The sequence below is a fragment of the Aeromonas aquatilis genome (genome assembly GCF_054052405.1).
The window spans coordinates 40,201-58,261 of sequence record NZ_JBSTYP010000012.1; the positions used below are offsets into that span (position 1 = coordinate 40,201).

The 18,061-nt window shown below is 60.7% G+C and carries 16 protein-coding genes; 9 read left to right on the forward strand and 7 right to left on the reverse strand.

Features of this window, described 5'->3' with window-relative positions; translation table 11 throughout:
• Positions 1-234 precede the first annotated feature (234 nt).
• Complete coding sequence (gene fabB, locus ACW5W8_RS06435; protein ID WP_498626955.1) at positions 235-1,446, reverse strand: beta-ketoacyl-ACP synthase I; 1,212 nt, start codon at positions 1,444-1,446, stop codon at positions 235-237.
• A gap of 90 nt (positions 1,447-1,536) precedes the next feature.
• Between fabB and mnmC the strand changes: the two genes are divergently transcribed.
• Positions 1,537-3,555, forward strand: a complete 2,019-nt coding sequence (gene mnmC, locus ACW5W8_RS06440) for a bifunctional tRNA (5-methylaminomethyl-2-thiouridine)(34)-methyltransferase MnmC2/FAD-dependent 5-carboxymethylaminomethyl-2-thiouridine(34) oxidoreductase MnmC1 (RefSeq protein WP_498626957.1) — start codon at positions 1,537-1,539, stop codon at positions 3,553-3,555.
• 108 nt (positions 3,556-3,663) lie between these two features.
• On the opposite strand, the gene ACW5W8_RS06445 is transcribed toward mnmC, so the two are convergent.
• Both ACW5W8_RS06445 and ACW5W8_RS06450 read right to left on the reverse strand, forming a co-directional pair.
• A complete protein-coding gene (locus tag ACW5W8_RS06445; RefSeq protein ID WP_498626959.1) occupies positions 3,664-4,260 on the reverse strand; it encodes a DUF922 domain-containing protein in 597 nt (198 codons plus the stop codon).
• Between the two features lie 183 nt (positions 4,261-4,443).
• Entirely contained in the window at positions 4,444-4,908 is a 465-nt protein-coding gene (locus ACW5W8_RS06450; protein WP_498626960.1) for a hypothetical protein, read from the reverse strand.
• 195 nt (positions 4,909-5,103) lie between these two features.
• Between ACW5W8_RS06450 and dcuC the strand changes: the two genes are divergently transcribed.
• From dcuC to ACW5W8_RS06475, 5 genes are all read left to right on the forward strand, one after another.
• Positions 5,104-6,456, forward strand: a complete 1,353-nt coding sequence (dcuC, locus tag ACW5W8_RS06455; RefSeq protein ID WP_498626961.1) for an anaerobic C4-dicarboxylate transporter DcuC — start codon at positions 5,104-5,106, stop codon at positions 6,454-6,456.
• Between the two features lie 91 nt (positions 6,457-6,547).
• Positions 6,548-8,194, forward strand: coding sequence for a bifunctional metallophosphatase/5'-nucleotidase (locus ACW5W8_RS06460; RefSeq protein WP_498626962.1), 1,647 nt, complete (start codon positions 6,548-6,550; stop codon positions 8,192-8,194).
• A 189-nt stretch (positions 8,195-8,383) separates the two neighbouring features.
• A complete protein-coding gene (locus ACW5W8_RS06465) occupies positions 8,384-10,027 on the forward strand; it encodes a hypothetical protein (RefSeq protein WP_498626963.1) in 1,644 nt (547 codons plus the stop codon).
• 144 nt (positions 10,028-10,171) lie between these two features.
• Complete coding sequence (locus ACW5W8_RS06470) at positions 10,172-10,675, forward strand: M48 family metallopeptidase (RefSeq protein ID WP_042059000.1); 504 nt, start codon at positions 10,172-10,174, stop codon at positions 10,673-10,675.
• A gap of 26 nt (positions 10,676-10,701) precedes the next feature.
• Positions 10,702-11,565, forward strand: coding sequence for a DUF2927 domain-containing protein (locus tag ACW5W8_RS06475; protein ID WP_498626964.1), 864 nt, complete (start codon positions 10,702-10,704; stop codon positions 11,563-11,565).
• Positions 11,566-11,724: 159 nt separating this feature from the next.
• On the opposite strand, the gene ACW5W8_RS06480 is transcribed toward ACW5W8_RS06475, so the two are convergent.
• Positions 11,725-11,976 carry a DinI family protein gene (locus ACW5W8_RS06480; RefSeq protein WP_005333426.1) on the reverse strand — a complete coding sequence of 84 codons (252 nt, stop codon included), beginning with the start codon at positions 11,974-11,976 and terminating at the stop codon, positions 11,725-11,727.
• A 74-nt stretch (positions 11,977-12,050) separates the two neighbouring features.
• Positions 12,051-14,486 carry a DNA polymerase II gene (locus tag ACW5W8_RS06485; protein WP_498626965.1) on the reverse strand — a complete coding sequence of 812 codons (2,436 nt, stop codon included), beginning with the start codon at positions 14,484-14,486 and terminating at the stop codon, positions 12,051-12,053.
• 184 nt (positions 14,487-14,670) lie between these two features.
• Here ACW5W8_RS06485 and ACW5W8_RS06490 point away from each other — a divergent pair, with 184 nt between their 5' ends.
• A complete protein-coding gene (locus ACW5W8_RS06490) occupies positions 14,671-15,168 on the forward strand; it encodes a prolyl-tRNA synthetase associated domain-containing protein (RefSeq protein ID WP_498626966.1) in 498 nt (165 codons plus the stop codon).
• A gap of 109 nt (positions 15,169-15,277) precedes the next feature.
• Here the strand turns inward: ACW5W8_RS06490 and ACW5W8_RS06495 are convergent, their stop codons facing one another.
• On the reverse strand, positions 15,278-15,406 hold the full coding sequence (locus ACW5W8_RS06495; RefSeq protein WP_498626967.1) for a hypothetical protein: 129 nt from the start codon (positions 15,404-15,406) through the stop codon (positions 15,278-15,280).
• A gap of 25 nt (positions 15,407-15,431) precedes the next feature.
• Between ACW5W8_RS06495 and ACW5W8_RS06500 the strand changes: the two genes are divergently transcribed.
• Both ACW5W8_RS06500 and ACW5W8_RS06505 read left to right on the forward strand, forming a co-directional pair.
• Positions 15,432-16,556, forward strand: coding sequence for a GGDEF domain-containing protein (locus ACW5W8_RS06500; RefSeq protein WP_498626968.1), 1,125 nt, complete (start codon positions 15,432-15,434; stop codon positions 16,554-16,556).
• A complete protein-coding gene (locus ACW5W8_RS06505; RefSeq protein ID WP_498626969.1) occupies positions 16,553-17,077 on the forward strand; it encodes a GNAT family N-acetyltransferase in 525 nt (174 codons plus the stop codon). Before ACW5W8_RS06500 ends, ACW5W8_RS06505 begins: the two co-directional genes overlap by 4 nt.
• Before the next feature lie 60 nt (positions 17,078-17,137).
• Here the strand turns inward: ACW5W8_RS06505 and ACW5W8_RS06510 are convergent, their stop codons facing one another.
• The gene (locus ACW5W8_RS06510; RefSeq protein WP_498626970.1) at positions 17,138-17,998 is read right to left on the reverse strand and encodes a PA4780 family RIO1-like protein kinase; all 861 of its coding nucleotides are present in this window, start codon (positions 17,996-17,998) and stop codon (positions 17,138-17,140) included.
• Positions 17,999-18,061: the final 63 nt, after the last annotated feature.

An 18,061-nucleotide genomic window follows, 5' to 3' on the forward strand; every position in this document is an offset into this window, starting at 1 on the left:
TCTACTCCACTAGAGAGATGTAGACCCGGCTCATTGGTGTGGTATCACCTCCCCCCCACCATCTGCACTGAAATCTGCCCCCCTATTCCACAATGGTCGATCTCTGCTCTGCTCTGCTCTGCTCTGCTCTGCTCTGCTCTGCTCTGCTCTGCTCTGCTCTGCTCTGCAATGAGTGATGGCAGATCCCGAAGACAAAAAAAGCGCCCTGAGGCGCTTTTTCATATCAACCGGATATCAGCCTTTGAACTTGCTGAACACCAAGGAGGCGTTGGTACCGCCAAAGCCGAAGCTGTTGGACATGACGGTGTTGAGTTCGGCCGCTTCGTACTCGCGCACGATGGGCAGACCTTCTGCCTTCTCGTCCAGGGTCTCGATGTTGATGCTGGGGGCGATAAAGCCGTGTTCCATCATCAGCAGGGAGTAGACAGCCTCGTGCACGCCCGCAGCGCCCAGCGCATGGCCGGTCATCGCCTTGGTGGCAGAGATCTTGGGACCGTTGGCGCCAAACAGCGTCTGGATAGCTTCCAGCTCTTTGGTATCACCCACCGGAGTGGAGGTGCCGTGGGTGTTGATGTAGTCAACCTTGCCCACATCCTGCATTGCCATCTTCATGCAACGCACCGCGCCTTCACCGCTCGGGGCGACCATGTCGTAGCCATCGGAGGTGGCACCGTAACCGGTTAACTCGGCATAGATGTGAGCACCACGGGCCAGCGCATGTTCCAGCTCTTCAATTACCAGAATACCGCCGCCACCGGAGATAACGAAACCGTCGCGGTTCGCATCATAGGTACGGGACGCTTTTTCCGGCGTATCGTTGTACTTGGTAGAGAGCGCGCCCATGGCGTCAAACTGGATGGTAGAGGACCAGTCCAGCTCTTCACCGCCACCGGCGAAGACCACATCCTGTTTGCCAAGCTGGATCAGCTCAAGCGCGTGACCGATGCAGTGCGCAGAGGTGGCGCAGGCTGAGCTGATGGAGTAGTTGACACCCTTGATCTGGAACGGGGTCGCGAGGCAAGCGGAAGTGGTGGAGGACATGGTGCGCGGCACCATGTAAGGGCCCACACGCTTGACCCCTTTTTCACGGGCGATCTCCACAGATTCCGCGGTGTTCTTGCCGGAGGCACCACCTGAACCGACCACCAGGCCGGTACGCTCGTTGGAGACCTGATCTTCCGCCAGACCGGCATCTTCAATGGCCTGCTGCATGGAGAGGTAGGCGTAGGCCGCAGCGTCACCCATGAAACGCATGACTTTACGGTCGATCAGTTCAGACGGATCGAGTTTGATGTTACCCCAGACACGGCTACGCAGGTTGTGCTGCTCGAACTGCTCGGAATAGGTGATGCCGGATTTACCTGCTTTCAGGGAGGCCAGCACTTCTTCCTTGTTGTTGCCGATACTGGAGATGACGCCGATACCGGTGATCACTGCTCTTCTCATTAATTCATCTCGTCTGGAAAAACTGGCGCCAAGTCTACCCGCTTTCGGCTGCCAAACTGGTCTGCTTTCACGTAGAATGCCCGCGATTTTGTGACGCGAGCCGAGGAAAACGTGAGTCAAACATCCTTACATCATGCCCGATTGGACTGGAATGAAGCGGGAACTCCGGTCTCCAGTGACTTCGGGGATGTGTACTTTTCCAATGATAACGGTCTAAGTGAAACCCGCTACGTCTTTTTGCAGCAAAACCGGCTACCTGCGCGATTTTCGCACCACGATAACGACAGTTTCGTGATAGGTGAAACAGGTTTCGGCACAGGCCTTAACTTTCTGGCGACAATGCAAGCCTTCCTGGAACAGGCGCCCCAATCCGGCAACGGCTCCCGTCTGCACTTCATCAGTTTCGAGAAATACCCCCTGACCCAAGACGATCTGCGCAAGGCGCTGGCGGCCTGGCCTGAACTTGGCCACTTGAGTCAGGACCTTATCGTCCAATGGCCGCTGCCGGTCTCCGGTTGCCACCGCCTGCATTTTGCGGGCGGCCGCATTCGCCTCGATCTCTGGTTTGGCGATATCAAGGATATGCTGCCGCAGGTGCCTCACCGGGCTGAAGGTCTGGTGGATGCCTGGTATCTGGATGGTTTCTCCCCAGCCAAGAACCCGGAGATGTGGACACAGGAGCTGTTTGACGGTCTCGCTCGCCTCGCCCGTCCCGATTGCTCCATCGCCACCTTTACCTGTGCCGGTTTTGTCCGTCGCGGCCTGATTGCCGCCGGTTTTGCCATGAAGAAGGTGAAGGGCCACGGTAGCAAGCGGGAGATGCTGGTGGGGGATCGCACCGACAAGCAGCCGCAGCAGACCATCGCCCCCTGGTATGCCCGTCCTGCCGGACGCGCTGGCGAGGTGGTGATCATCGGCGGCGGCATCGCCTCGGCCATGACGGCGCTCTCTCTGGTGGAGCGGGGTCGCAAGGTGACGTTGCTGTGTGCAAATGGCGAACCGGCCACCGGCGCCTCAGGCAACCGCCAGGGAGCCCTCTATCCCCTGCTCAACGGCGAGCACGATGCACTGTCACGCTTCTATTCGCTCGCCTTTGGCTATGCCCGCCAACGGCTGCTAGCGTTGGCCGAACGCCATCCTATCGCTTTCGAATTATGTGGAGTGACCCAGCTCGGCTATGACGACAAATCGGTAGCCAAGCTGGCGAAAATGAGCCAGGGCCCCTTCCCACCCGAGCTGATGCATCCCCTCTCTACAGCAGAGGTAGAGCAGGTGGTTGGCCTGCCCTGCGGCCACAGCGGTGTCAGTTACCCGCTGGGCGGCTGGCTCTGTCCGGCCGATCTCACCCGCGCCGCTATCAAAGAAGCACAAGCCAGCGGCCTGCTGGAGGTCGTGTTCAAGACCGAGGTAGTCGCCATTGCCGAGCAGGCCGATGGCTGGCAAGTAGAAAGCCAGGATGGCCGCCACTGGCAGGTCCCCAATCTGGTGGTCGCCGCCGGTCACCAGTTGCCCGCGCTGCTCCCCTTTGCCGAGCTACCGCTCTATCCGGTGCGCGGTCAGGTGAGCCATCTGCCGACCACAGCCAGCTTGCGTCAGCTCAAGACCGTGCTCTGCTACGATGGCTACCTCACGCCAATGCACAACGATCAACACTGCATTGGCGCCAGCTATGGGCGTAACCAGAGCAGCCTTGAGTTTCGTGCCGAGGAGCAAATCCAGAATCAGGCGCGGTTGCAAGCCTGCCTGCCGGAGCAAACCTGGCCCGCCGAGGTGGATGTGAGTGACAACGAGGCACGCGTGGGGGTACGTTGTGCCAGTCGGGATCACCTGCCAGTGGTGGGGCCAATCGTCAGATTGGCAGGCCTAGAGGATCACTATGCGCATCTGCAGCATGATCAGCACAACGCCCAGCCGCTGCCTCTTCACCCCGGCCTCTATGTGCTGGGGGCGCTCGGCTCACGGGGTCTCTGCTCGGCGCCGCTCTGTGGCGAGCTGCTCGCCAGCGAGATCTGCTGCGATCCCCTGCCGCTAGCTGCCGATCTGCTGGAGGCACTCCATCCTGCCCGTTATTGGGTACGTAAACTGCTCAAGGGCAAAGCACTGGTCTAAACCGGACTCTGCAAACAAATAGAATGGCCGCCCATCGGGCGGCCATTCTATTTATCAAATCATGCAATATAAAGGCGTGTTGGCAGGATATCGGTCCCTCTATAGTGCTCACTTGGGCCAATGCACCCCGAGCTGTTCGCCATAACCGGTCTGACGCTGAAAATCATCGAGTCGCCCCTTGACCCTGCTCAGCTCACCGCTGCCCGCCGCCCACGCGGCATAGCGCAGCGCCTGACAATCTGCATGGTCGGGTAGCGCAGCAATCGCCCCGCCCACCTGATTGGCCCCTTGCAGCACCATCTCCTTGAAGCGGGACTCGTAGTCAAACATGCTGGAGAGCAACCGGCCCCAGCGCTGACGGGCAGGATCGTTACTGCTCGCGCTCTCACGCCAGCGGGGCAGCAACACGGTGGCGTTGGTCGTGACCGTCACCCGGTTGAGCTGGCAGCGCCCCGGCAACTGCTCGGTATCCAGCTGCCAGTCCACCTGATAACTCGCCTTGCCGAGCACTGGCTTGCCATTTACTTTGGGGGCACTCTGGGCAATCGCACGGGCAAGCTGATCCGGGCTGGTTGCATTGACCTCATAAAAACGGACGTTGATGCGGGACTCTGGCACCACTTGCGGCCGGCTCGGCTGAGCCTGACTCATCAGGGGCAACAGCAACAACCCGACCCCTACTACTCCATAGACCTTGCTGACCATGCCAGACTACCTTCCTTGATTGCACGGGCGGAGTACCAACCTTGGTGAAACCCACCGCCACACCGATGACGGGTATAGCCTATGTGTGACGACGAGGCGGCGCAATACCATGATGGGCCCAGAAATCAGAGCACGCTCACAGGTTACGTGAGCCAAGTATGGCACAAGGCCAAAACTGTATTTTTATTGAGCATGACGGCTGATGCGCTGCCAGTTGAGGTGGTAGTTTTTCACATTGATGTCGTGACCATCTATCTGAATAAAATGATCATTTTTGAGACGGTTGGCAAAAAAGTCCTGATCTGCCCCCTCGTTAAGCCACTGCTCGCAAAGACCCAATTTTCCCTCTTTGGCATAAAAGCGGGAGGTAGCCAGCAACGCGACCCCATCAACCCGAATGGCGTGACGAGCCAGGCAGTCCGCTTCAGTAGTTTTGGATGCCAGCGCGGCAAAACGGGGGGTGTTCCCCTCGGCGACCACCAGTACGCCGTAAGAGTGAGGAGCCATGAGACGCCGCATGGCGACCGCCTGATGGGGGCCGGTTTGATGAAAACCGTCATTGGTCACCGCAAACACGCAAGTAGGTGAAAATAGCATCGCAAGCAGGAAAATAGAGCGTTTAGCGCCTAAAAAGCCACCAATAGCCATATAAAAGCCTAAAAAGACAGCCAAGGCTGGCAAGGGTAGGTAGCCAAACCCGCGGGGTAAAGTACCTTTACCTTTCTTTAATTCTGTTCATGGGGTTAAACGTTGATTTAGCTCACACAACATCCTGTTTCCAGTCGCCACTCTACCCCTATCGGAATAGACTCCCTCCACTCTCATCCAATCAGAAGGCAACATATGCTGGAACTCATCGTTGGCACCCTGGTCACCCTGGTGGTCGGTCGTGCCATTTTCAAAGGATACTCCGCGACCGGGGTGCTGCTGAGCGGCGGCTTGCTGCTGCTGGTCATCACCGCCATGATGGGCAAGCCGGTACTGCCGAGCAAGGTGGTCAGCACCGGTTATATCGCAACCGATATCTTCGAATACGTCCGCTTCCTGCTCAATGACCGTGGCGGTGGACTGGGGATGCTGATCATGGTGCTGTGCGGCTTCGCCGGCTACATGAGCCATATCGGCGCCAACACCATTCTGGTCAAGCTGGCCAGCAAACCGCTCGGCATCATCAAGTCCCCCTATATCCTGCTGGTGGCTGCCTATCTGGTGGCCTGCGCCATGTCGCTGGCGGTCAGCTCCGCTACCGGCCTCGGCGTGCTGCTGATGGCCACCCTGTTCCCGCTGATGGTCAACATGGGGATCTCCCGTGGCGCGGCTGCGGCCGTGTGCGCCTCGCCAGCCGCTATCATTCTGGCACCGACCTCAGGGGACGTGGTGATGGCCGCTCAGGCCGCCAACATGCCGCTGCTGGATTTTGCCTTCAAGCTGACCCTGCCCATCTCGCTGGTGGCGATCGCCTGCATGGCGGTGACCCACTTCTTCTGGCAACGCTACCTTGACCAGAAATCCAGTGAACACAACGAGCCGGTCGCACCGGGTGATCTGGTGACTACCGCCCCCGCTTTCTACGCCATCCTGCCCTTTACCCCCATCATCGGGGTGCTGGTGTTTGACGGTAAATGGGGCCCACAACTGGATATCGTCACCATCATCGTCATGTGCATGGTGTTGGCCAGCCTGCTGGAGCTCGTGCGGATCCGCAATGGCAAGGAGCTGCTGGACGGTCTGCAGGTCTGCTGGCGCAACATGGCTGACGCCTTTGCCGGTGTGGTCATGCTGCTGGTCGGTGCCGGTGTCTTCGCCCAGGGTCTGATGACCATCGGCTTTATCGATACCCTGCTGGCTCACGCGCAGGATCTCGGCTCCGGCGGCCTGATCATGATGCTGTCACTAGTGGTGATCACCACCCTGGCCGCCTTCACCACCGGTTCGGGCAATGCCCCCTTCTACGCCTTCGTAGAGCTGATCCCCAACCTGGCCAGCAGCCTTGGCATCAACCCGGCCTATCTGGTGATCCCGATGCTGCAAGCCTCCAACCTGGGTCGCACCATTTCTCCGGTCTCCGGGGTGGTGGTCGCCTGTGCCGGGATGGGCAAGCTCTCGCCGTTCGAAGTGGTCAAGCGCACCAGTATGCCGGTCGCCGTCGGCCTGCTGGTGGTGATCATCGCCACCCAGATCATGGTTCTCGCCTGATCGCTGACCAGCCCGGCACTCTGCCGGGCTGGTATCCTCCCCCCCCTTTGCAGTAGACTCGGTGCTCATTTCCCCCCTAAGGAGGACCGAGATGAGTATTACGGTTCAACTTGCCCATTTCAGTGATTGCCACTCCCACTTCGATGGCGCGCCCATGAGCTTCTCCCCTGTCGGTGAAGGCCAGTGGCGTACCCAGTGCGGCGGTTATGCCCGGATCCTGACCCGACTGACCCAACTGCGTGCCCAAGTCGCAGCAGCCGGCCAGCGTTTTCTGTTTCTGCACGGTGGCGACTCCTTTCAGGGCTCTCTCTATTTCAACCGCTTCAAAGGGCGCGCCAACGCCGACCTGCTCGCCATGCTCGCCCCCGATGCCATGGTGCTCGGCAACCACGAGTTCGATCTGGGCAACGGCCCGCTGGTGGAGTTCTTGCGCCAGCTCGATTTTCCGGTGCTGGCCGCCAATCTGGACAACAGTCAGGAGCCTGCCGACACAACCCTCGGGCTGTGGGATATCCCCCACCTCTACGATGCCCATCAACCCTGGCATCGCCGGGTGATCGACGGGGTTCCCTTTGCGCTGCTCGGCATCACCCTCGCCCAGATGGCCGCCATCGCCAACCCGGATCCCCACACCCGTTTCCACGCGGTCGCCGATACCCTCACCCGGGTGCTGCGGGAGATCAAGCGCGAAGGGATCCAGCATATCGTACTGCTGAGCCACCTCGGGCTGGATCAGGACAAGCTGCTGGCCGAGCGATTCCCCGAGCTCAGCCTCATCATCGGTGGCCACACCCACAGCCTGCTCGGCGATCTCGCACCGCTGGGTCTGCCAAGTGAAGGCAGTTATCCGCTGATGAACAACGGGGTGGCCATTTTGCATGCTGGCCACAGCGCCCTCTGCCTCGGTGTCTGCGAGCTCACCTTCGATCAGTCGGGCCGCGTCGTGCAGAGTCAGGGACAGCTGGAGTGGCTCCCCTGGCAGCCCTGGCCATTTGCCTCCACGCCACCTGTCGGGCTCACCTTCTGTGAGCCGGACCCACAGCTTGAACAACATCTGGCCAAACGCTATCGGCCGGAGATTGAAACCATGAGCCAGCGCATCGTCACCCGGCTGGCAGCGCCACTGCCCCATCAACGGTTGCCGGATGCCACCCAGCCCCACGGCAGCCAGCTCGCCCCGCTGGTGGCCCGCGCCATGCTGACCGCCGCTCGTGAACAGGTAGGCGAGGTGGACTTTGCCCTGCACAATGCTGGCGGCGTGCGCTGCTCGCTGGAGCCGGGCCCCCTGAGCGAAGCAGATATTGCCGGTCGTCTGCTGCCGTTTGCCATTCCCCTCACCCTCTATCGGGTGCACGGTCACGAGTTGGCGGAAGCGCTGGAGAATGCCATCGACAACGCCACCAACAACGGTGTGGTCGGCAATGGCAACGGCAGCTTCCCCTACACCGCAGGGGTGCGATTCACCTATCAGGCCGATCGGCCCAAGGGCCAGCGCATCACCCGACTGGAGTGGGAAGCCGCCCCCGGCCAGTGGCAAGCGGTCAATGCCGAACAGGTCTATCGCGGAGTGTCGAGCGCCTATACCGCCTCCGGCAAGGAGGGCTACACCGCACTGGCGCGGACCCTGACCCAGCACAATCAGGAGCTCGGCATCACCCTGGCCGACGCCTTTATCCGCTGGGCTCGCCACCTGCCGACACTGGAAGCGCAGCCCCCCCTGGTTGAGTACATCCATTGATGCAGAGGGGGAATGGCTTTGCCACATTCCCCTGACGGCCAAAATTGCCACAGCCAGCGCCCGGTTCCCTGCAAGAACCGGGCTTTTTCGAGAATATTTGCCCCACACGGGCCCGCCCCATTGCATCACACTCACTAGCTCGGCAAGATAGGCCCGCTTTCAAGACCAGCTGCAGGAACAGGCGACTTCATGAATCACTCCATCCGTTTCACTCCCCCTCGCGTCAACCCGGGTATCAAGCCAGCCATTGTGCTGCTGACCGCCTTGCTGGCGCTGCTCTTCTGTCTGCGCAACCCGCTCTTCCACGCCATGGCGCCGGGCTTTGATGCCTCGCTGTTCGCTGTGATGGGCAAGATGTGGAGCGAAGGGGGTGTGCTCTATCGCGACATGATCGACATCAAGGGGCCGATGATCTTCGCCCTCGATGCGCTGGGCTATGGAATGGGGGGATTTGTCGGGATCTGGGCGCTGGAGTGGGTGCTCTGCTGGCTCGGACTGCTGGCCAGCTGGCAGGCCTTTGCCCAGCTTGGCCTCTCGTTCAAGGCGCGTCTCGGCGCCATGCTGGCGGTGCTGGCTCTGTACGGCACCCGTTACTACTACGGCAACATGACCGAGGACTGGACCTTCCACCTCGCCCTCATCGCCCAGTGGGCCTTCATTACCCTGCTGCTGGACAAGGGATTTCGCTGGTGGCCGGCACTGGTGGCGGCCCTTACCTTCGCCATCGTTGCCTGGATGCGCACCAACAACGGCGCCTTCTGGGGCGCCTGGTATCTGGTGCTGTTCTGCCACTGGTGTCTGCACGAAAAGTGGCGTGACGCCATCTTGCTGCTCATCTCCAGCCTGCTGGGGCTGGCGCTGATTGGCGGCCCGCTTTACGCCTACTTCCAGCAGCATGATCTGCTGGCGGCCTTCAAATACTACGCCTTCGACATCTTCTTCGAAGGGAGCTACGGCAACGGCTTCTCCCCCATGGTGGGCGCCGTCGGCCTGCTGCGCACCGGCCTGGTGATGCTGCTGCCCGCCTTCATTATTCTGATGCTGAGCCGCCGTCAGGAGTGGTATCTGCCCGCCCTGCTGGCAACCCTTTTTGGCGTGCTGTTTACTCTGATCGCCAACTCGGTCTCCGGCCATGTGTTCGATCACTACGACGTGCTCTATCTGCAACTGGCGGTGCTGCCGCTGGCGGTATTGCTGGATCGCAGCGAACAGCAGGCAGATGCCATCGGCCTGCTCTGCATCTCGCTGGTGGTGTTCACCGCCAGCTGGCTGCTGGCCCAGCAGCTCGCCTTTGGCTGGAGCACCAAGGAGTGGTCCCTCGAGCGGGTCAACGAGGTGCTCGGCACCAGCCTGCTGTGGGCGCTGCCGGTGCTGATCCTCATCCCCCTCTGGCGCGCCTGGGATGTGCGCAGTGCCACCCCCTGGCTCGCCACCCTGGCCATGCTGCTGCTGATGATCAACAACGCCTGGGAAGGGACCCTCAAGGGTCGCCCCTTCAATCCGGCGGCGCAGGTACGGGTCGATCGCATCAAGGCCGAGACCAGCCCGAGCGACAAGATCTGGGTCGATGGCATTCAGCCGCAATATTATCTCTGGACCGATCGCCAGCCGGCTTCCGCCTACCTCTTCTTTGCCAACGTCAATCCGCCCTATGACGTGCGCGAGCGGGTGCTGGCCGATATCCAGCACCAGAGCCCGAAGTTCATCATCGCCAAGCCGGATCGGGTGAGCGAGGAGCTGAAAAAACCGAGCTCCCCTTCCCATCTCGCCTTCTATCAATACCTGACCAGCCACTATGAAGAGGTGGATCCGGGTCTCTATCGCCGACGCTGATCGTCAATACGCCCTGCAGGGCGGCCATTGTTGCAATGGCAGCCCTTTTTCTTGCGCCAGAGCCCCTTGCAGCAGCGGCCCGCAGTAGGCAAGCCCGCCCGAGATAACTACAATGACGCTCTTTTTGATGTAACGAGTGACACCATGGCGGAACTGACTTATCTGGGCGGCTATCCCGACCCTCTCAAGGCACAGGTACAGCAGCTGATTGCGGCGGGCAAGCTGGGGGAGATGCTAGCCAAACGCTATCCGGAGAGCCACCCGATCCAGAGCGACAAGGCGCTGCTCGCCTACACCATGGAGCTGAAGAACCGCTACCTCAAGAGCTCGGCGCCCCTGTCAAAGGTGGTGTTCGATGGCAAGATCAACGTAATCAAGGATGCCCTCGGCCTGCACACCTACGTCAGCCGGGTGCAGGGCAGCAAGCTCAAGGCCAAGAACGAGATCCGCATCGCCGCCCTGTTCAAGGAGGCGCCGCCCCCGTTCCTGAAAATGATCGTGGTGCACGAGCTGGCCCATATCAAAGAAAAGGATCACAACAAGAGCTTCTATCAGCTCTGCCAGCACATGGAGCCCGACTATCATCAACTGGAGTTTGATCTCAGGCTCTGGCTCACCTGGCGTGATATCGACAAGGCCAACCGCTAGGCTGACAACCGTTTCAGGGAGGAAACATGTCATTTGCCGCCATCCCCTTTGGTGCCACGCACTTTATTGCCACTTTGGTAATGGCCAACATGGGCCGCACTATCCGTCCCCGCCGCGCGTCACGCGGGCTGCTGGCCCTGCTGCTTCTGCTCGCGGGCCACAGCGCCCGTGCCGATGAGCGCTGGCAGAGCGACAGCTATCTCACAGAGAGCTTTATGGCCATCGCCATGGAGCGGGAGTATGGCGAAGCCAGGCAGACCCGTTTTGCCCGCTGGCAGCAGCCGATCCGGCTGCAACTTATCAACGAGTCGGGTGACAAGCTACTGCAGGCAGACGTGGTGAAGGTACAGGCAGCCCATCTGGCCCGCATCACCGGCCACCCCATCAGCATGGTGACCGCAAAGCCCAACCTGACCCTGATCATGACCGACTACAGCAAGATGAAGAGCTGGGCCAACCGCACCATGGGGGGCGATCCATCAGTCAAGATGGCGCTCAAGGAGGGGCTCTGCCTTGCCAACTTCGCAACCAATGCGAAACACGAGATCAGCCGTGCCACCATCATCATCCCGGTAGACTACAGCAGAGCCAAGGGGCGTTTTCTCGACTGTGTGGTGGAGGAGTTCACCCAGGTGATGGGGCTGCCCAACGACTCAGACAAGGTGTTTCCCTCCATCTTCAATGACAACAGCATCGACAGCTTTTTGACCGGGCTGGACTATGTGCTGCTCAAGATGGCCTATCACCCGGCCCTCAAAGCCGGAATGAGCAGTGCCGAGATCCGCGCCGCACTGCCTATCGCACTGGCCGATCTGCGCGCTAGGGGGGAGATCCGCGAAGCCAATCGCCGGGTGCAACAGCAGAGCCTGAAAAGCTGGGCAGGGCTGTAACGGGCCTAGCTCAACCAGAGCCAGAAACCACCGCGAGCCTCTCACCACCCACAAAAAACGCAGCCACCTGGCTGCGTTTTTTGTTGTCCGGGGATCAGCAGTGCGTGAGCGGGCATGCCCATTTATCCAACGCCCGAGTTATCCACTGACAGTGCGGGATCAGGAGGCGACGTTCTCTTCCGGCATCCAGCTCTCGGCGTTCTCCCACACCTCCTGCACCATGGCTTCGGCCAGCTCTTTGTCTTCCTTGCTGGCACGGCTGACGGTCAGGGCCATGGCACTGCCCGGCGCGACCCGCACATGGATGTCGGGGAATTTTTCACCAAGCTGCTTGAGCAGCTCCTGACGCAGCGCCTCCATGGTCGAGGTCGGGATCTGATGTTTTCTGTCGATGATGATTTCAAGACGCATAGGAAACTTCTCCATGATTTATAACTGTATTTTTATCCAGTATTCATGGGAAGTAAAGTGCCAACTTGCACCAATCAGAAAAGATCCAGCTGCTGACCACAGATCCGGTCGAACGACTCGCCAATAAAGGGCAGGATGGCATCGGCAATGGGCCGCAACTGCTTGTCGATATAGTGTTCGTAATCGATGGCACTGCGCCTGTACTCCAGCGGCTCGGGGCCATTGAGGGTCATCAGATAGGCGATGGCGCCCCGATGCTGATAGCGCTGGGGAAGCCCGCGGCGCAGGTTCTCCTCATCGGCCAGCCGCGCCGCCCGCACATGGGGCGGCACATTCTTCTGATACTCTTCGAGCTTCTGGCGCAGCCGTTTGCGGTAGATAAGCAGATCGTCGTGACGACCGGCGCGAGTCTCATCCACCATGGTGCGCACATAGCCGCTGGGATCTTCATCGTGAAACACCAGCTCATAGAGGCGGGTCTGGAACTGCTTGGCCAGCATGGTCCAGTCGGTGCGCACCGATTCGAGCCCCTTGAATACCAGCTGTTCACTCCCCTCACTGGCCTTGCCAACCAGCCCCGCATAGCGCTTCTTGCTGCCCTTCTCCAGCCCGCGGATGGTGGGCATCAGAAAGCGGCGATAGTGGGTCTCGTACTGGATCTCGAGATAACTCGGCAGATCGAACTCGCGCCTGATCAGTGCAGCCCAGTTATCGTTGATCATTTGAGCCAGTCGCTGGCCAATCTCGTCCGCCTCATCGGGGCTGGTCGCGCGCCCCAGATGGACAAAGGTGGAGTCGGTGTCGCCATAGATCACCTCGAACCCCTTCGCCTCAATCCACTCGCGGGTCTGCTGCATGATGCTGTGGCCACGCAGGGTAATGGACGAGGCTAGGCGCGGATCATAGAAACGGCAGCCCCCCGACCCCAGCACGCCGTAGAAGGAGTTCATGATGATCTTGATGGCCTGGGAGAGCGCCTTGTTGCTGGCGGCCTTGGCCCGATCCCGCGCCGCCCAGAGGGTAGCGATGAGATCCGGCAAGAAGTGGCGCTCGCGGGAGAACATGGCGCCACGAAACCCCGGAATGGCGTGGTCGGGATGCTGCAGTCCCTCGATGAGCCCCATGGGATCGATGCAGAAGGTGCGGATGATGCTGGGATAGAGGCTCTTGAAGTCGAGCACCAGCACGTGGCGATAGAGGCCGGGTTTGGAGTCCATCACATAGCCGCCAGGGCTTGCGAGCCCACCGTCGGCCGGCAGATTGGGGGCCACGTAGCCGCCGCGATGGAGCCGCGGCAGATAGAGGTTGGTAAAGGCCGCCACCGAGCCCCCTACCCTGTCCAGCTCAAGGCCGGTAAGGGAAGCGCGCTCGATGGCAAAAGGGATGAGGTGGCAGTAATCGAAGATCTCCCACACCAGCTTGCAATCTTCGAGGTTGTAGCGGGCCAGCGCCTCCTTGTCGGAGTGGAACAGCTCGGTGATCTTCTCCCCCCGATTGGCCACGTCCTCGATATCCTTGCCACGGCCAAGCAGTTCGCTCGCCACCGCATCCAGGCTGTAGCTGGCAAACTGCCAGGTGGCGCTTTTCAGGGTATCGATGCCGTCGAGCACCATGCGCCCGGGAATGATGACGTTGCCGGTTTGGGGATCGCCCCGTGACGAGCGCCAGAAGCAGAGCTCACGACCCCGCCCGAGCCGCAGCCGCCGCTTGTTAAGCTCGGCGCGGCGTAGCAGCAGGCGAAAATCAAAATTGACCACGTTCCAGCCGATGACCAGATCGGGGTCATGCAGGCTGAACCAGTTCTCCAGCGCACTCAGCAGGGCGCTCTCGTCCTCTACCCACTGGACCTGGGTGCCCCAGCTCTCGGCATCGGCCTCCGGGGTGCCAATCATGATGACCCGCGCATCCTCTTCGCTGTAGAGCCCCACCGAGAACAGCGCCCCGTCCATGGCACACTCCACGTCCAGCGACACCCAGGAGAGGGTGGGCATCACCGCCTGCGGCGCGCAGCGTGCCTCATTCACCTCCCAGTAGCCCTGCTTGCCCCCCTTCTTCACCGCCCGGCCATCGAAGCGTACGCCAGCGGTGATGAAGCGCTCCATCAGAAAACGCTCCGGCAGCCGGATATCCGCCTCGAAGTGCTCCAGCCCGCGAATAAGCAACAGCTCGATGGCGCGGTGAAAGGCGCTCAGGGTGGCGAAATAGCAGCCCACCACGGGGCGACCATCGAAGGTGTGCATCGGCAGGCGGCGAAACCGCCCGCTCACCCCGGCACCTTTGAACAGCTCGGCCGCCTCCGCCATATGGCTCTGTGGCAGAAAGAAGACCGGCTCCTGCCCAGGCACCACCACCCGCACTGGTCCCTGTGCGCTCCAGAGCCACATCACGATTTCGGTGGTGGCAGCCTGCCCGTTGCGGCCACGCACGTCCCGACCATGGCGGGTCAGGATAAAACCGTCGAGCGGCGGGGTAACGGGTGGGATGGGCAGGTGGTCAGTCATGCAAGTCATCGGGATCAACATGGAGATGGGAGCATTGTACGTTCATACAGTGCTTTGCTGCAATTGCCACGCCAGGCTGCGAGTCACGTCGCAAACTGGTAAGCTCGGCCAGAATGGCAGCTAATGCCGGTAGCGGCTTTATTCGCCACGCCATTCATCCAACACCCCACTCTTCACCCGACATCAGGAGGTCATGGTGGCACTTTACTCTCTGCTGGATCAGCTGGCCATTCCCTATGAGCGCATCGATCACGCACCCGTCTTCACCTGCGAGGAGGCGAGCACGCTGCTGCCCGACCTGCCCGCAGCCAAGACCAAAAACCTCTTTTTGCGCGATCCGAAAAGCGAGCGGCTGTTTCTGGTGGTGAGTCCGGAAGAGCGCCGGGTCGATCTCAAGGCGCTGGCAGCAATGCTCGGGGTCAAACGGCTGAGCTTTGGCTCTCCGGAACGGCTCGATGCAGTGCTCGGTCTTACCCCGGGCTCGGTGACCCTGCTTGCCATGGTGCGCGATACCGAGCGTGCCGTGCAACTGGTGGTGGACGAAACCATCTGGCAGGCCGAACAGGTGCAGTGCCATCCGCTGGTCAACACCGCCACCCTGATCATCCGCCTCGACGACGTGCGCCGTCTGCTGACCCATCTGGGCCGGAAGGCAACCGTGATGCGCTTGCCAGCTGTAACCTGTGATTAACACGAGGGCTGGCGGTGGGGGCAACACTGTCGCCAACACGGCCATATTTCTCGCAGCACAATTGACTGACAAAATAATAAAATGGCTCCATACCACCCGATAAATCGAGTCAGCAGTCGCCATCGTGCATGAAATCTGGAGCAAGCACATCAGGCCATTTAACCAATTGATAATAGGTTGAATTCATGTTGTGATCGGCCACTGCCAGCGGGCGATACCCCATCGCCTGTTCGTTCACAGGTGACTTCCCAGAGAGCCCCTTGATGCCAAGTCTGTTTTCCTCGGCCCAGTTGTTGAGTCTGGTGCTGTTCGTCACGCTGTCACATGTGGGGGTCGCCACCATTTTCGCCGCCATGTGGCACACCCATCGCCAGATCAGGGCATTGATCTACTGGTCAGCGGGGGAACTGGTTATCGCGGGGGCTTTTTGCTGCCTGCTGCTGCGCCCCCTCGAGGGAAATGCATCCCTTGCCAATATTCTCTGCACCAACCTGCTGTTGATGTCGACCACCCTGCTCTATGAACGGGGGATGCGCCACTTCTTTCGCCGTGAAGCCGATCAACTGGGCTGGCTGCTGCCCGCCGTTACCCTCGGTGGTTTCGTTTTGTTTGCCCTGACCGCCCTGCAGCAACCCCTCTTTGATGTGCATAGCCGGATCATCGTACTCTCCGGCGTGCTCTCGCTGCAGACTGCGCTGCTTATCTGGCAGCTCTGGCGCTACCAGCGGCTGGCCCCCGTCTATCGGGTGCTGCGCTTTGCCATTCTGCTGCTCGGCCTGCAACTGCTGTTGCAACTGCTGCGGATCGCCAAAAACCTCTGGCAGCCGGAGCTGGCGGCCAACTCCTTCACCGACCCACTGCTCGGGCCTGTGATCCTGCTCAGCCTGCTCTTTACCATCGCCCGCAGTTATCTGCTGTTGAGCCTGGTTCACACCCGCCAACAGCAAGCCTTGCTGGCCACCCAGCGCAAGCTGGAGCGGCGCGCCAATCAGGATGAGCTGACCGGCCTGTTCAGCCGCCACTATTTCGAACGCCAGGTTGCCCTGCGTGCCCGCGAGATGGCTAGCCCCAGCCAGCTGCTGCTGATCGATCTGGACAACTTCAAGCAGATCAACGACCGCCACGGCCACCCCGCCGGTGATGCCATGCTGCGGGCCGTGGGTCGGGTGATCACCAATACCCTGCCCGCCGAGGGCATGGCCGGTGGCCCCATCAGCCTCAGCATCGGCCTCACCTCGCTGCACCCTGACGAGGGGTTTGAAGCGGCCTACCTGCGCGCGGATCGGGCCCTTTACGCCGCCAAACAGGCTGGAAGGCAACGGGCCTGCGTACAGGAGCTCCACCACAACGAGCCGCAACCGCTGCCGCCCTGCGCGCTCCTGTCATGAGCGCAGTGCTCGCTTTGCAGTGCCGACCGGCCAGGCTGGCAGATGCCCCGGCTTACTGGCGCTATGTCACCGAATGTGCCGAGGACGGACACCCGCTCTATCAGGTGGCACAATTTGACCCGGACGGCTGGCTACAGAGCCTGCTGGATCACGCCGAAGGGCGCAACTTGCCCAGTGGATACCTGCCGACCACCACCTATTTTGCCCTCGATGGCGAGGAGATCATCGCCACCCTGCGCCTGCGTCACGGTGACAATGAGGCAACCCGCCAGTGGCTGGGTCATATCGGTTACGAAACCCGCCCCTCTCGCCGTGGCGAAGGGGCCGCGACCGTGCTGCTGCGCTGGGTGCAACAACAGGTGCTGGCGGCGCCGGTGCTGATCTGCTGTGACCAAGACAATCTGGCTTCCCGCAAGGTCATTACGGCCGCCAGGGGCGTGTTGCTGGGGCGGCGCTTCCATCCGGGGGATCGCAACTGGCTGGAGATGTATCAGCTAGCCCCCTGCCCCAGCCGACCATAGCCGCAGCAGTAATAAAAAGAGCGCCCCGAAGGCGCTCTTTTTGCGAACGTGGCAAGACCGTTAGTAGCTGTCTTCCTGCTCCGCTTTCATCCGGGCCTGACGGGCATAGGCCTCCTCTTCGGCGCTCTCGATCTCCTGCAGCACCGAATCGAGATCGATGGCGGCGCGACTCTCTTCAAAGTGACCGGTCAGCTCGCTATCGGGGGTGAGTTTGCCATCTTCAAACAGCGCCCACATCTCCTGGGCATAACGGGTCTTGAGCAGCTCGGGGGCATACATGCCGTAGTAGTTGCGCATGTTGTTGACGTCCCGCTCCAGCATCGCCTTGGCCTGGTTGTTGGCGGCGGCATCCACCACCTGGGGCAGGTCGATGATGACAGGGCCTTGGCTATCCACCAGCACGTTGAACTCCGAGAGATCACCGTGGATAAGACCGGCGCAGAGCATCCGCACCACATAGCGGATCACTTTGTGGTGATCGATGACCGCCTGCTCGGGGGTGAGTGCCACATCGTTGAGGCGCGGCGCAACATTGCCATCCTCATCGGTGATAAGTTCCATCAAGAGGACACCATCGAGGCATACATAGGGCTGCGGCACCCGCACACCGGCCACCGCCAGCTTGAACAGGGCGTCGACCTCGGTGTTCTGCCACACCTCTTCATGCTGCTTGCGGCCGTACTTGGAGCCCTTCTCCATAGCGCGAGCGCTGCGGCTGTTACGCACCTTGCGCCCCTCCTGATAGACCACGGCCTGCTTGAAGCTGCGCTTGGACGCCTCTTTATAAACTTTGGCGCAGCGGATCTCGTCGCCGCAGCGCACCACATAGACGTCGGCCTCTTTGCCGCTCATCAACCGGCTGACGACCTCATCGACCAGGCCGTCATCAACCAGAGGTTGGATTCGATTTGGAATTTTCATGGCCGCCCTTTTACCCTATTTCCGCTCTCGAAGATAGCTCCGCGCACGCTCACCTGCCTCTCC